Source organism: Pseudomonas sp. AFG_SD02_1510_Pfu_092 (assembly GCF_003331055.1).
Lineage (GTDB): Bacteria > Pseudomonadota > Gammaproteobacteria > Pseudomonadales > Pseudomonadaceae > Aquipseudomonas.
On record NZ_PUQD01000031.1, the window covers coordinates 13,908 to 30,254 of the forward strand.

The window sequence follows — 16,347 nt, forward strand, 5'->3', positions numbered from 1 at the left end:
CACCGGCTGCGCCGGTGATCGCCGGCAAGCCGGCTCCCACACCGACCGTGTGTTTTTCACTAACCCTTGGCTTGCGTGAGGGACTGGGCGCTGCTTTGCAGCCCATTCGCGGGCACGCCCGCTCCCACAAGGTCCGGTGTCTGGCCTGGCCCTGTGGGAGCGGGCGTGCCCGCGAACGGGGCCGCAAAGCGGCCCCTGTAGCGCCTCAAACTGCGAGGTTGAAGTCTGCTGCGGTCACCGTGGTTGCATCCGCCACCCCTACCAGGCGGATGGAGTCGGTAGCGCCGATGCTGACCAGCGTATCGTCGCCCACATCGGCGATGGTGACGCTGGCAGCGAAGGTGGCTGCGGTGATGTTGAAGGCGGTGATGTCCAGCCGGTCCTGGCCGCCCGCCGCGTTGCTGTCGAAGTTGATGATCAGGTCGTTGCCGAAGCCAGCGGCGAACTGGAAGACATCATTGCCATCCGTAGCCATCATGGTGTCATCGCCGGCACCGCCGTTGACCCTATCATCGCCTGCTGCGCCGTTGAGGAAGTCACTGCCGCTGCCGCCGAGCAGCGTGTCGTTGCCTGCACCACCGAACAGCGTGTCGTTGCCTGCACCACCGTTGAGAATGTCATTGCCAAGACCGCCATCCAGGCTGTCGTTGCCATTACCGCCGGTGATGATGTTGGCCTGCGTGTTACCGGTACCACTGAAGTTACCGACCCCGGTATAGGTCAGGTTCTCGATGTTGCTGGTCATGGTGTAACTGGTCAGCGTGGTACGCACGGTGTCCGTTCCGGCCCCCACGGCCTCGATCAGTACATCCCCGGTGTTGTCCACCACATAGGTGTCGTTGCCCAGACCACCCACCAGGCGGTCGGCGCCTGCACCGCCATTGAGCAGGTCGTTGCCGGCGCCGCCAAACATGAGGTTGTCCAGCGTGTTACCACCACCGATGAAATTGCCTACTCCGGTATACACCAGGTTCTCGACGTTACCGGTCATGGTGTAGCTGGCCAGTGTGGTCCGCACGGTATCCGTACCGCCTCCCACGGCCTCGATCACCCCATCCCCGGCGTTGTCCACTATATAGGTATCGTTGCCCAGACCACCCACCAGACGGTCGGCACCTGTACCGCCATTGAGCAGGTCGTTACCGGCACCACCAAACATGAGGTTGTCCAGTGTGTTACCACCACCGATGAAGTTGCCCACTCCGGTATACACCAGGTTCTCGATGTTGCTGGCCAGGGTATAGCTGGCCAGCGTGGTACGTACGGTATCCGTACCGGCTCCCGCAGCTTCGATCGCTACATCCCCGGCGTTGTCCACCAGGTAGACATCGTTGCCGAGACCACCCGTCATGCGATCGGCACCTGCACCGCCGTTGAGCAAGTCGTTGCCGGCGCCGGCAAACATGAGGTTGTCCAGCGCGTTACCACCACCGATGAAGTTGCCAGCCCCGGTGTACACCAGGTTCTCGACATTAATGGTCATGGTGTAGCTGGCCAGCGTGGTACGCACGGTATCCGTGCCCGCCCCGGTGGCTTCGACCACTATGTCCCCAGCATCGTCAACGACATAAGTGTCATTGCCGAGACCACCCACCAGGCGGTCGGCACCCGCACCGCCATTGAGCAGGTCGTTACCAAGCCCGCCAAACAGCTGGTCGGCACCGTCCAGGCCAGAGATCACATCGTTACCCGCGCTACCAATCAGGATATCGGCACCGTTGGTGCCAACCAGGGTCAACCCGGGCACTGCAGCAGTCGCCGCCGAGGTGAGTGTCTCCTGCGCGCCGAAAGCGTCGGTGTAGCGCACGATCACCTGCAGTTGCTGGCCGCCCTGATCGAGACCCGGGGTGAAGGTAGCGGCAGTGGCACCGACGATGTTGGTGAAGATACCGCCAGCCCCCTGCTGCCACTGGAAGCTGAATGCTCCCAGCCCGTCCAGGTCGGCAATGCTGCCGGTAAGCGCCGTCAGGGTCTGCCCCTGGATGGGCGTCGTGTCGCTGATCAGCACGGCCCCCGTAGGCGCATCGTTGACGTTGGCGACCGGGTCGAGGATGTCGGAGGCGATGCTTTCCTGCACGCCGATGTCATCCACATAGCTGACCACCACCCTTATGTTCTGCCCCACCTGATCCTGGCCAAGAACCAGGGTGCTGTTGATGGCGCCGGCGATGTTGACCCAGCCGAGCCCCCGGTTGGCCTGCCACTGGAAGGTGAACTGCGGGTTGCTCAGGCCATCGGCATCGACGATGGTCGCCGGGTTGGCGGTGAGCGTCTGGTTCTGTACCAGCAGACCGGTCACGGTAGGCCCGGCGCTCGGCGCGCTGTTCGGCGCCGAATCGACGATTTCCAGCGTGCCCTTGGCGTCCTGGTACACCGCGCGTACGCGGATATTCAAGCCCGCCACATCGTCCGTGACCCGGTAGGTAGTGCCGATGGCCCGGGATACCTCGCCAGCAGCGACGAAGGTGATGTCTTCATAGACCCCCGAACCCGGCAGGTTCTCGACTTGCCAGTAGTACGCCACAGGGCCGGTGATCGTACCCGTCAGGTTGGCCCCACCGATGTTGTCCGCATCATGTACCGCCAGCGGTGTTACCCGCAGCAGTTGCCCGCTGACCGGCGTGTCGTCCCGCAGACCGGTGGCCGCGTCGAGTATCGCCAGGTGCCCGGTCGGGCCGGCGTTGACGGCTGTACCCACCCCCGATGCCTGCGAACTGTCAGAGAACTGCAGGCGTTCGATGCCGGTCAGGCGGTCGACACCGTCACGCCCGGCCACCGAGTCAGTGACGATCACTGCGTTGCCATCGACCACCACGCTGTAATCGCTGGCCACCCCGGAAAACACCGCCGTGTCGTAGCTGTCGGTGCCGTTGAGGATTTCCCGCACGATCACCAGCTGGCCCGGGTTGTAGGTGCCATTGAGCATCAGCGGCACCATCGGCTCCATGCTGTCGTAGCTGGCGATCTCCGGGCCGCTGCCGTCGCTGTTGGCGCGCACGCTGATGCGCACGTTCAGCCACTTGTCACCGTCGAGGATATCGTCGCCGCCACGGCCTTCGATCAGGTCGCTGCCGCTGCCACCGAGGATGATGTTGCCACCGTCGTAGAACGTCGCACCGGCGGCCAGCAGGCTGGACAGGCCGTTGATCAGGTTGATGTTGGTCAGCACGCTGCCGTGGGCGCCATTGGTCGGCAGGCTGGCGGCGTCTTCGTTGTCGCCGCGCAGGAAGTCGCCATGGGCCGACCCGGACAGGCCTTCCATGATGTCGAAGCGCACCAGCGCAGAGGCGCCCGAGCCCGGTACCGGCGGTACATCGAAGAAGCGGTCGCTGTAGTCGATGGTCACGCCCTGGGCCAGGCCCTTGAAGGTTGCCCAGTCATAGCCGGAGCCGCCGATGTAGCGGTCACCGAAGCCCAGGCTGCCGACCATGATGTCGTCGCCGCCTTCACCGTTGAACTTGTCGTTCTCGTTACCACCGATGAACACGTCGTTGCCGATGATCGGGTCGTTGCCGAGCGGGTCGAAGTTGTCGCCAGGTGCACCGTCCGAGGTACCCTTCTCGATCCAGTCGTCCCCTTCGTTGCCCATGTCCTGCTCGTTGGCCTTGCTGCCGAGGATGAAGTCGTTGCCTTGGCCGCCGATGGCTTCGGAAGCATCCTCACCGGTGACGATGAAGTCGTTGCCGAAACCGCCGATGATCAGGTTGACGCCATTACCGCCGTGCAGCACATCGTTGCCGTCGCCGCCCTGGATGTTGTCGTCACCGCCGATGTCGCTGATGATGTCGTCGCCGGTGCCTCCGCGCAACTGGTCGTTGCCGTAGCCACCTTCGATGCGGTCGTTGCCGCCATCACCCCAGACCGTGTCGTCACCCTCGCTGGAGACCAGGATGTCGTCACCGTTGGTGCCGCCGAGCACGACATGCTCGGTACCGGCATAGCGCAGGTAGTTGGTGTCCGGGCCGGCCGTCAGCGGGCTGTCGCGGAACACCACCTGCTCGCCGTTTTCGCCCAGCGGGTCGGCATTGCCCAGGCCGTCGTTGTACTGCTTGCTCTGGTCCACTTCCAGGTAGAAACCCGGGTCGGAGAACACCAGCGCCGGCAAGTGGGTGGCCGAGGTATTGGCCATGATCAGCTTGGCGAACGAGTTGCTTTCCAGTTCGGCGTTCATCGACAAGCCAGCGGTGCGTTCCAGGTAGTAGAAGCGGTCGCCGTCCTGCAATTTCTCCATCTGGTTCTCGAACACGAAGTTGAAGGTGCTGCCGAGCATGCCGCCGAATGGCGTTTTCGCTTCGGCCAGGCCGCCGATCCACAAGTCGATGGCATCGACCCCGGTCACCGTCACCGCCCGCAGGTCATCGACGGTACCCAGCACGCCATCCTTGCCAGGCAAGGTGACGTTGGCGTAGGCGCCGGTGCTGTTGAGGAAGTCCAGCCGGTCGGCTGGCGCGCCGTCGCCGCCGAATACCAGGGCCATGGCCGCCGCGCGTTTTTCCAGCAACGTGGTGGCCGCAGTGATGGTGCTGTGGGTGCCGTAGGCGGCGATGAAGTTGATCAGCGACTCCGGATGCTTCAGGTGCTGCACCAGGTCGACCCAGCTGGTGTACGGCTTGAGCTGGGTGTCGCCGGTTTGCGCGTAGATGTCGCGGCGCACGGCGTTCAGCGACGGGATGCCGACATCGCGGCCACGGGCGATGTTGATCGCCGGCAGGTCCAGCGGCAGGCCGAGCAGGTTGTTGCGCAGCGCCTCGGTGACGAACTCGTCGATTTCGTTACCAGCCTGGCGGGTGACCCCGCGCACTATGGCGCTGGTGGCGTCCTCGGGGGTGACGCCACTGGCGGCATACGCCAGCGGGTTGAGGAACGCCGCGATCAGGCCCAGTTGCTGATCGGGGTTGGCACTGGCCGGGTCCTGGATGACGTTGAAGTCGACATCGAAGCGGTCGACGGTTTCGGTCAGCATCGAGTGGCCGAAGCGGTACACGGTGTGAGCGAACTCGGCCACGATCGAGGCATCGAGGTCGACGTCGTACACCTGGGTCGGCGCAAAGAACAGGTCGACCCGGGGTTGCACGGTGCGGGCGAACTCCTCGAACACCAGGTGCTGGTACTGCATTTCGGTACCGAACTTGGCCGCCTGGAACAACCGCTCGCCATTCCACACCAGCGCATCGATCTCGGCCTGGCTGGCCGGCAGCGCGGTCAGCGGGTTGAGCAGCCACTCGTTGAGGAACGCCAGGTCGCCCGAATCGAGCACGGTGTCCATGGTCTGCGCCACCAGCCGGTTGTGCTCGGCATGGAAGATCGCATGCACGGCGGTCAGGCCGATGTTTTCGTTGACCCGGCCGTCACCGGCAATGTAGTGCGCGTCCAGCAGCTCGTTGTCGTAGGCCAGGTTGGCACCGGTCTGCGGGTTCACCGGCACGGCGTTGCCGACATCGCTGTCGGCATCTGGTACCAGCACCCCACCGCTGAACACCGGCACGGCATTGTGGGCAATGTCGGCGAGGAACTGGTGCCCCGTGCGCACGGCGTTGGTCAGGTCTATCGGCGCCAGCGGGTTGCCTTCGACCTGCTGGTCGTCGGCCGTGCCGGCAATGCCGTCGAGGCCTTTCATGATCACCATCGGGAAGCCATTGGGCCCTTTGATGAAGTTGCCGTAGGCGTCGGTGGCCAGCAGCGGTACGTTGTCGACATCGGCGTCGGTCAGGTTGATACCGAGCACATCACGGGCCTGGGCCTTGACCACCTTCCAGGTCGCCATGCCGCCGATTTCGGTGTCGTCAGCGGTACCGTAGCGGCCATCGGCGCCCAGGTCGCGGTTGGTGATAAGCCGGCCGGTGGCAACCGGCCCGTCATCGGTCAGCACGTAGCCGCGCAGGAACACCTGGTGCGAAGGATGCGAGCTGTAGGTCTGGTTCTGGTCCACGAATGGCGTGGTGGTATTGGTGTGCTCGTGGATGTCATCGGCGTTGCCGAGGATGCCATCCGGGCCAGGCAGGTTGGTGGCCCGGGTCACCACCATGAAGTTGGTGAAACCGCCCTCCACGTACAGCGGGTCATCCGGTTGCAGCGGGATGTAGATGGTGCCCGAGCCACCCTTGGTGACCAGGTCCAGGCCATGGTCGAAGAACTGCCCGAAGAAGGTCATCCAGGCGTTGAACGGCGCGGACAGGCCTGCATCGGCGGCGGTGTTCTCGAACAGGTACACATCGTGGTCGTCCGCCGTGCCGAACTGGCCGTCCATACCCGGGCTTGCGACGATGCGCACGCCGTCCTTGAGCACGTCGTCGTTGCCTGGTGTGCCGAAATTGAGCACGCCGTCGGCGCCGGGGTCATACGCCGTGGCGTAGGCGGCCGGGTTGTTGGAGGTCTGATCGACGATCAGGTTGCTGATGGTGCGTGGCTGCGAGTCGAACACCGGGCCGCTGGTCTGCTGGTACGACGAGCCCGGAATGGCTGGCGAGCCAGGGCCGAAGAAGCCGGCCGGGGCACCTTCGGCCGGGTTGAATACCGGGTCGGTCACGCGTGGGAAGACGTTGTCGGCGGCACCGTACTGGGTATTGTTGATGCCGTTGAGGTTCATCAGGTTGTTGTTCGAGCCATCCACCGCCCGCAGGCCCAGCGCTGAACGGATGTTGGGCAGCAGCGAGAGGATGTCCGCGCCGTTGGCATCAGCCTCGGCGATCTTGATCTGGTCGAGGATGAAGTTGAGGTCGGAGCGCACCATGTGCAGGCCGGCACCGCCGGCCGTGGCGTCCACCACCGGCGTGGCCGGGGTCGGTACCACAGGCGCACCCGGCTGAACCACGGTGGTGGGCTGCGAGAACAGCACTTCGGTGGTGCCGTGGGCGTCCTGGTACATCGCCTTGACCCGCAGGCTCAGCCCGGCCAGGTCCGGCGACACCTTGAAGTTGGTGCCGTCGGCGCTCTGGAACGCCAGGTCGCCAGCCGGCAGCAGGATGATGTCCTCGAACACACCGCTGCCCGGGGTGGCCTCGACCTGCCAGTAGTACGACACCGAGCGGTCGGCGAGCGTACCCTGCGGGTTGCCGGCGCTGATGTTGTCGGCATCCAGCACGCCGGCCACGTTCACCGTCAGCACATCGCCCACGGTAATCGCACCGCCGTTGCCGTCGGTGATGGCCGGGCTGCCGGTCGGCTGAGCGTTCAGCCCTTCGACCAGCACGCGCTGGCTGTCGGCGAACTGCAGGCGTTCGATGTGCAGCAAGGTATCGACGCCATCGCGCCCCGCCACGTTGTCGCTCACGGTCCACACGTCATCGGCGGTGTCGAGCGTGCCTTTGGTGTTCTGCGTTACCGTGTATTCACTCTGCAAGCCGGAGAACACCGCCGTGTCGAACGCCGCACCGCCGGTGGAATTGCCGGGCAGGATCTCGCGCACGGCCTTCAACTGGCCAGGGTTGTAGGTGCGGTCGAGCATGAACGGGATCATGTCGACCATGCTGTCGAAGCTGGCGATTTCCGGCCCGGTGTGGTTGACATCATCCGGTGCATACACGGCGATGCGCACGTTCAGCCATTTGTCACCGTCGATCAGGTCGTCACCCCCACGCCCCTCGATCAGGTCGCTGCCGTTGCCGCCGAGCATGATGTTGCCGGTGGCAAAACCGGTGGTCGGCAACCCGGCATCGGCCAGGAACTGCTGCAGGCCGCGGATCAGCGCGACGTTGGTCAGGGCGCTGCCGGTGGCACCGCCATGATTGAGGATGGTCACCGCATCGACGTTGTCGCCCTTGAGCACGTCGGCGAAGTTCGAGCCGGACACGCCCTCGACCTCGGCGAAGCGGTCGAGGATGGAAGCCGGCGAGGCGCCGACCGGGTTGAACACGCCAGCGTTCTGGTTCGGTGCGTTGCCATGTGGCTGAGCCAGGGCGGCCAGGGTCAGGTCGACGGTGACGCCGACCTGGTCATTCTTGTTGGTAATCCAGTCGAAGCCGGACATGCCGTCCATCTTGTCCTGGGCGTCACTGCCGACGAAGATGTCGTCGCCGCCCTCGCCGATCATTTCGTCGAAGCCACCACCGCCGACGAAGATGTCGTTGCCGATCACCTCGTCACCCAGCAGCGGCGCGAAGTTGTCGCCCGGCGCACCGTCCTGGGTGCCCCGCTCGATCCAGTCGTCACCCTCGTTGCCGGTGGGTGGCAGGTTGGTCTTGGCGCCGAGGATGAAGTCGTCGCCCTGGCCGCCGAAGGTGGTGCTGATGTCTTCGGTGGTGATGATGAAGTCCTGGCCGTTGCCGCCCAGGATCAGGTTGCCGCCCACCAGCATGCTGCCGGCGACGATCACGTCGTTGCCGTCGTTGCCCTCCAGGCGGTTGTCGCCGAACGCGTCGGTGATGATGTCGTCACCGGCGCCACCCAGCACCGCGTCATTGCCTGCGCCGCCTTCGAGGGTGTCGTTGCCGGCATCGCCGTAGACGGTGTCGTCGCCGTCGCCGGAAATGATGATGTCGTTGCCGGCGGTGCCGCCCAACACCACATGGTCTTCACCGGTGTAGTGCAGGAAGTTGCTGTCGGGGCCCACGGTGTCCGGGTTGTCGCGGATCACCAGCGGTACGATTTCCACACCGTTGATCATGATGCCGCCGGTCGGGTCTGCCCGGCCATCGGCACCCAGCCCGGTGAACTGGTTGGCCTGGTTCACTTCCAGGGTGAAGGTCGGGGTGAGGAACACCGTGTTGGACAGGTGCGCCACATCCGAGTTGGCCATGATCAGCTTGGCGAACGAGTTGTTCTCCAGTTCCGTGCCGAAGTGCAGGCCCGCGGTGCGCGCCAGGTAGTAGAAGCGGTCGCCGTTCTGCAGGGCTTCCAGCTGGGTTTCGAAAACGAAGTTGAAGCTGGAACCGAGCATGCCGCCGAACGGCATTTTCTCCTCGGCCAGGCCGCCGACCCAGAAGTCGATATCATCGACGCCGGTCACGGTTACCCCGCTGATGTCGTCGGCTGTGCCGGCAATGCCGTCCGCCCCGAGCAGCGTCACGTTGGCATAGGCGCCAGTGCCGTTGAGGAAGTCCAGGCGATCGGCCGGGGCACCGTCGCCACCGAGCACCAGGGCCACGGCAGCGGCGCGCTTGGCGGCCTCGGTGGTGGCCCCGGTGATGGTGCTGTGGGTGCCGTAGGCAGCGATGAAGTTGATCAGCGAGGCCGGGTGCTTGAGGTGGTCGGCAAAGTCGGCCCAGCTGATGTACGGCTTGAGCTGGCTGTCGCCGGTTGCGGCATAGAACTCGCGGCGCGCCTCGTTCAGGCTCGGGATGCCGGTATCACGGCCACGGGCGATGTTCAGCGCCGGCAGGTCGAGCGGCAGGCCGAGCAGGTTGTTGCGCAGCGCCTCGGTGACGAATTCGTCGATTTCGTTGCCCAACTGCCGGGTGACGCCACGGATGATCGCGCCGGCCGCTTCGTCGGCGGTGGCGCCACTGCCAGCGAAGGCCAGCGGGTTGAGGAAGGCGGCGATCAGGCCGAGCTGCGGGTCGCCGTCCACCGTGTTGAACGCCGGGTCGAAGCGGTCGACGGTTTCGGTCAGCATCGAGTGGCCGAAGCGGTACACCACGTGGGCGAACTCGGCGAGGATGGCCGGGTCGATCGAGGTGTCGTAGCCGTTCGGCGCCAGGAACGCGTCGACCTGCGGCTGGATGGTGCGGGCGAACTCTTCGAACACCAGGTGCTGGTACTGCATTTCGGTGCCGAACTTGGCGGCCTGGAACAGCCGCTCGCCATCCCAGACCAGCGCGGCGATTTCCGCGGGCGTGGTGGGGATGGCGGTGACATCGTCGATCAGCCACTGGTTGAGGAACGCCAGGTCACCGGAGGCCAGCAGGGTGTCCTTGGTCTGCTGCACCAGGCGGTTGTGCTCGGAGTGGAACACGTGGTGCACGGCGGTCAGGCCGATGTTCTCGTTGACCCGGCCGTCACCGGCGATGTAGTGGGCGTCGAGCAGTTCGTTGTCGTAGGTCAGGTTGTTGCCCCCCGGCCCCATCGGCTGCGCGTTGCCGACCGCAGTGTCGGCGTCGGCCTGCAGCACACCGCCCACCACCACCGGCGCGGCGTTGTGGGCGATGTCGTCGAGGAAGCCATGCCCGGTGCTCACGGCATTGGCCAGGCTGATCGGCGCGGCGCGGTTGCCTTCGACCAGGGTGGTGACGTCGTCGGCGGTGCCGGCGATGCCGTCGGCGCCATTGCTCACGCGCATGACCACCTGCGGCATGCCGTTGGGCCCACGCAGGAAGTTGCCGTAGGGGTCGGTGGCCAGCAGCGGCACATTGTGCACGTCGGCGTCGGTCAGGTTGATGCCGAGCAGGTCGCGCGCCTGGGCCTTGACCACCGCCCAGGTGGCCATGCCACCGCTTTCGCCGTTGCCATCGTCGGCGGTGCCGAAGCGGCCATCGGCACCCAGGTCACGGTTGGTGATCAGCCGCCCGGTCGCCACCGGGTCGCCAGCGGCGTCGAGCGTGTACTCGCGCAGGAACACCTGGTGCGAGGGGTGCGAGCTGTAGGTCTGGCTCTGGTCGACGAACGGCGAAGTGGTGTTGGTCTGGCCGTCGTCGGCGGTGCCGACCACGCCATCGGCACCGGCAGTGCGCACGGCGCGCGGCAGCACCATGAAGTTGGTCGGGCTGTTGGGGTCGAACAGCGGGTCGTCCGGCTGCAGCGGGATGAACACGAAGTCGGTACTGCTCTTGGTCACCAGGTCCAGGCCATGGTCGAAGAACTGGCCGAAGAAGGTCATCCAGGCGTTGAAGCCGGCGGTCAGGCCGACGTCGGGCGACACGTTGGGGATGAAGAACACTTCGGTGTCGTCAGCGGTGCCGAACACCCCGTCGATGCCGGGGCTGATCACCGGCGCGGCGCCGCCGTTGGCTTCGACCGCCGCCGGGTTGTTGGCCGTCTGGTCGACGATCAGGTTGCTGATGGTGCGCGGTTGCGAATCGGTGACGGTGCCAGTGCCAAGGTAATCGCCGCTGAACGAAGGGCTGAGCAGGCGCAGGAACGAGTTGTCGGCAGCACCGAATTCGCTCTGCCCGGTCACCAGGTTGTTGAAGCTGCCATCCACGGTACGCAGGCCGAACGACACCTGGCTGTTGGGCAGCAGGTCGATCAGGCTGGCGCCATCGGCGTGGGCCTCGGCGATGAAGATCTGTTGAAGAATGAATTCCAGGTCCGACTTGCTGAAATTGGCCATTTCAAGTTGCCCTCGATCTGTCGGGAGTTGACTCAGGGCAACAGGGTCCTTCCCGCGCCCAGTCAGTTGACGTGCGCAGTTTCTGGTTCTGGGTTCTGGGGGCAGTTGGGCACTACGGTCCTGTGCTTTGCCACTGGCCTCATCGCCGGCAAGCCGGTTCCCTCTGCAACGCGGGAACCTTGTTAACGGTGCGATACAGGTGTAACGCACACGCATCGATCCCTGCTCGCACGGGGTCCGAATACATCAGACTAAAGTCGCAGAAGAAAAACTTGTCAAATTCTCGTCGAAAAATCCGCGCAGCGATGATAATGCGTTGCAACTCGCTGTTTTTATGGCACTTATAAAAAGTTCAACGTACTTTTAGAGCGAAAAGATATTACTGATTGTTTCGCTGCAACCTACGCTCCAGCATGTGGGAGCAACGCAGCGTCTTGGACCATTCGCCCCTTAGAGCGACCCGCCTGCGAGCCGACCAGAAGCCACAACTACCGCTGTACGGGGCGCCGCAAGGGCTTCCCGTTTTGTGATAAAGGGAGGCCACCGATGCACAAGCCGCCGCGTACCCGCTCCGAGCTGGCCGAAGTGTTGTTTCGCCTGCGCCGAAGCTTTTTTGCCCTGGCTGCGTTCAGCGGCGTGATAAACGTCATGATGTTGACGCCATCTATTTATATGTTGCAGGTGTACGACCGCGCCCTGGTCAGCCGCAACGTCACCACCCTGGGCATGCTCACCCTGCTGGTGATCGGCCTGTTCCTGCTGATGTCGGCGCTGGAGATGATCCGCACCCGCGTGTTGATCCGGGTCGGCAACTGCCTGGACATGGAGCTCAACCGACGCATCTTCAGTGCCGCCTTCGAGCGCAACCTGAGCCGCGCCGGCGGCAACCCGGCCCAGGCCCTGCAAGACCTGGCGCAGGTGCGGCAGTTTCTTACCGGCAACGGCCTGTTCGCCTTCTTCGATGCCCCCTGGACGCCGATCTACCTGCTGGTCGCCTACCTGATCCACCCGCTGCTGGGGCTGGTCACGCTGATTGGCTCACTGATCCTGGTAGCACTGGCCTACCTCACCGAAAAAGCCACGCAGAAACCCCTGGCCGAGGCCAACCAGGCCGCGCTGTCGTCGGCCAGCTACGCCAACAACAACCTGCGCAACGCTGAGGTGATCGAAGCCATGGGCATGCTGCCGGCCATCGGCAAGCGCTGGTACCAGGGCCACTTGCGTATCCTGCAGATGCAGACCCTGGCCTCCGACCGCGCGGCGCTGATCAGCAGCACCGGGCGCTTCGTGCGCATCACCTTGCAGTCGGTGATCCTCGGTGCTGGCGCGCTGCTGGCGATCGAAGGCAAGATCACCCCCGGCATGATGATCGCCTGCTCGATCCTCACCGGCCGCGCCCTGGGCCCGGTGGAACAGGTGATCGCCTCGTGGAAGCAACTGCTCGGCTGCCGTTCGGCCTGGGGCCGGCTCAACGAGCTGCTGCACGACTTCCCGCAGCGGCCGCCGAGCATGTCTTTGCAGCGGCCGATGGGCATGCTCGCCGTGGAGAACGTGATCGCCGGCGCGCCCGGCACCAACAACAGCATCGTGCGCGGGGTGAGCTTCAGCCTGGTCCCGGGTGAAAGCCTGGGCATCATCGGCCCTTCGGCCTCGGGCAAGTCCACCCTCGCCCGCCTGCTGGTCGGCGTGTGGCCGGCCCAGGCCGGCAAGGTGCGCCTCGACGGCGCCGACATCTTCACCTGGAACAAGGCCGAACTCGGCCCCTGGCTCGGTTATCTGCCGCAGGATGTGGAGTTGTTCGAGGGCACCATCGCCGAAAACATCGCGCGTTTTGCCGAAGTGGACAGCGAGGCGGTGATCCGCGCCGCCCGCAGCAGCGGCGTGCACGACATGATTTTGCGCTTCGCCCAGGGCTACGACACCCGCCTGGCGGCCGATGGCAGCCCGCTGTCCGGTGGCCAGAAGCAACGCATCGCCCTGGCCCGCGCGCTGTATGGCGAGCCGAACCTGGTGGTGCTCGACGAGCCCAACGCCAACCTCGACGACGTCGGCGAAAAGGCCCTGGTCGATGCACTGGCCGAACTCAAGGCGCGCGGGGCCACGGTGATCCTGATTTCCCACCGGCCCAACGTGCTGTGCGCGGTCGACAAGGTGCTGATGCTGCGTGACGGCACGGTGCACATGCTCGGCAGCCGCGACGAAGTGTTCGCGGCGCTGCGCAAGGCCAGCGTGATCCCGGCGGCGACCGCAGCGCCGCTGGCTTCGGTAAAAGTACGGGAGTGACCGATCATGCAGATGACCCAACACACCGAGTTGTTTCCCGCCGAGGCGCGCAACCTGATCGACCTGGACGCCGCTCGACCGGCACGCTGGGGGGTATGGCTGATGATCGCCGGCTTCGGCGGTTTCCTGCTGTGGTCGTGCCTGGCGCCACTGGATGCCGGGGTGGTCGCCACCGGCACGGTCAAGGTCACCAGCAACCGCAAGGCGGTGCAGCACCTGACCGGCGGCACGGTCGAGGCGATCCTGGTGCGCGAAGGCGATGTGGTGAAGAAAGGCCAGGAGGTGGTGCGCCTCGACGCCTTGCGCGCGGTGGCCGAACAGGGCGCCATCAGCGCCCAGTACATCGTCAGCAAGACCGTGGAAAACCGCCTGGAAGCCGAGCGCGATGGCCGCGACACCATCCGCTTCGACCCGGCCCTGCTCAAGCACTATGGCAGCGACCCGCGCCTGCTGGCGGCGATGGACCTGCAACAGCGCCTGCTCGACACCCGCCGTGCCGGCCTTGCCGGTGAGCTGAGCATCCTCGAAGAAAACCTCGCCGCCACCGGGGTGCAGCTCAAAGGCCTGCAGCAGGTGTACGGCGCCCGCGCCTCGCAGATCGGTTTCCTCAACCAGGAACTGCAAGGCACCCGCGTGCTGGCCGCCGAGGGCTATGTGCCGCGCAACCGCCTGCTGGAACTGGAGCGCAACAATGCCGACCTGTCTGCCGGCCAGGCAGAAAACCTCAACAACATCGCCCGGGCGCGCAGCCAGGCCACCGAAATCAAGTTGCGCATGCTGCAGCGCCAGCACGACTACCTGAAAGAAGTGGAGTCGCAGCTGACCGACACCGCCAAGGAAAACACCACCCTCGCCGACCGCCTGCGCGCGCTGGACTACGAGGTGACCCACACGGTGATCCGCTCGCCAATCGACGGCATGGTCCAGGCCCTGAGCATCGCCACGGTCGGCGGCATCATCCAGCCTGGCGCGAAGATCATGGAGGTGGTACCGCTCGACCAGCCGTTGCAGGTCGACGCGATGATCCCGGTACAGGCCATCGACAAGATGGTCCCGGGGCTGGATGTGGACCTCGCCTTCCCGGCATTCAACCATGCGCAGACGCCGAACATTCCCGGGCGGGTCAAGACCATTTCCGCCGACCGCCTGATGGACGAAGAAAGCAAGCAACCCTACTACCTGGCCCAGGTGGAAGTGACCCCGGCCGGCATGGGCCTGCTCGGCAGCAACCACATCCGCCCCGGCATGCCGGCCACCGTCACCATCAAGACCGGCGAACGCAACCTGCTCAGCTACCTGCTCAAGCCGATGCTCGAACGCGTGGATGCCGCGTTCAAGGAGCAATGACATGAAACGCCCATGCCTGATGTTGTGCCTGCTGGGAATGGCCGTGCAGGCCAGCGCCATGGACCTGAAGCAAGCCTGGGACCTGTTGCAGTACCAGGGCCCGATCTACCGCGCGGCAGTGCACGAGAAAGAGGCCGGCAGCGAGAACCGGGCCATCGGCGAAGCCGGGCTGCTGCCGCAGATCAATGCCTCGGGCTACTTCAACAAGGTCAACGGCAGCCAGCGCCAGAATGGCCGTGACAGCGACCTCGACTATGACTCCAAGGGCGCCAGCGTGCGCCTGCGCCAACCGCTGTTCAACAAGCAGAAGATGGCCGAGTACCGCCAGGGCCAGCAGCGTGCCGACTACAGCGTGGCGGTGTTCGATGCCAAGAGCCAGGACGCCGCGGTGCGCCTGGCCGACGCCTACTTCGATGTGCTGCTGGCCAGTGAAACCATCACCCTGGCCAAGGCCAAGCTGAACGCCTTCGAAGAACAGCTGGCGTCAGCGAAGCGGCGCATGGAGCTGGGTGCCGGCACCGTCACCGACATCGACGAGTCGGTCGCCCGCCGCGACCTGGCCGAAGCCGACCTGATCGAGGCGCAGGACAACCTGGTCAACGCCCGGCGCAAGCTCGAGGAATACATCGGTGAAACCCCAGAGTCGCTGACCACCCTGCAGCCCGGCTTCAGCACCCCACCGCTGATGCCGGGCAACCTGCAGGACTGGCTGGTCAAGGCCCAGACCGACAGCCCGTTGATTCATGCGCGTCGGCACAGCTACGAGCTGGCCGAAGAAGAAGTGAAACGCGCCCGTGCCGGGCACTGGCCGACCCTGGACTTCGTCGCGGGGTACAACGCCGGCAGCAGCCAGTCGATTTCCGAACTGAACCAGCGCAACCACTACAGCTCGGTCGGGCTGGAGCTGAACATCCCGCTGTACAGCGGTGGCAGCACCAGCGCCCTCACCCGCCAAGCCAGCGCCAACAGTTCCAAGGCGCTGGATGAACTGGACGCCACCCGCCAGGAAGTGATTTCCGGCACCACCCGGGAGTTCCGCGGGGTGCAAAGCGGTGCCTTGCGCATCCAGGCCCTGGAAAAGGCCGTGGCCTCCAACGAACGCTCGCTGGTGTCTACCCGCAAGGGCTTCAAGGAAGGCGGTACCAGCACCAACTCCGATGTGCTCAATGCCGAGGAGTTGCTGTACGACGCCCGCCACGACCTGTTCGAAGCCAAGCTCAACTACCTGATGGCAAGGCTGCGCCTGGCCTCGTCGGTCGGCAGCCTGGGGGATGATGATATCGACCAGGTCAACGGTTACCTGGGGCCGGAACTGATGGTGAGCAACTGACCGCAAACCACTGATTCGCAGGCGGTCGGCGAACCCTGTGGGAGCGGCTTCAGCCGCGAAGAACCCGACGCGGTGCATGGCACCGGCTACGCCGGTGTTCGCGGCTGAAGCCGCTCCCACAGGTACGGCGAATCCCTCACCAAGCAATACGGCGCCAGCCCCGTCAAAGCGCCCATAGCTGCGC

Annotated in this window: 4 protein-coding genes; 3 read left to right on the forward strand and 1 reads right to left on the reverse strand. The window is 65.0% G+C overall.

The window, feature by feature from the left end; genetic code table 11:
• Positions 1 to 205 precede the first annotated feature (205 nt).
• A complete protein-coding gene (locus C6A77_RS14685; protein WP_114170119.1) occupies positions 206 to 11,203 on the reverse strand; it encodes a peroxidase family protein in 10,998 nt (3,665 codons plus the stop codon).
• A gap of 546 nt (positions 11,204 to 11,749) precedes the next feature.
• On the opposite strand from C6A77_RS14685, the gene C6A77_RS14690 reads away from it, so the two are divergent.
• Genes C6A77_RS14690 through C6A77_RS14700 form a run of 3 tightly spaced genes read left to right on the forward strand, consistent with a single transcriptional unit; the run spans position 11,750 to position 16,163 of the window.
• Positions 11,750 to 13,486: a type I secretion system permease/ATPase gene (locus tag C6A77_RS14690; RefSeq protein ID WP_114170120.1), complete on the forward strand. Its 1,737-nt coding sequence runs from the start codon at positions 11,750 to 11,752 to the stop codon at positions 13,484 to 13,486.
• Positions 13,487 to 13,492: 6 nt separating this feature from the next.
• Entirely contained in the window at positions 13,493 to 14,833 is a 1,341-nt protein-coding gene (locus tag C6A77_RS14695; RefSeq protein ID WP_114170121.1) for an HlyD family type I secretion periplasmic adaptor subunit, read from the forward strand.
• 1 nt (position 14,834) lies between these two features.
• Positions 14,835 to 16,163, forward strand: a complete 1,329-nt coding sequence (locus C6A77_RS14700; protein ID WP_114170122.1) for a TolC family outer membrane protein — start codon at positions 14,835 to 14,837, stop codon at positions 16,161 to 16,163.
• Positions 16,164 to 16,347 lie beyond the last annotated feature (184 nt).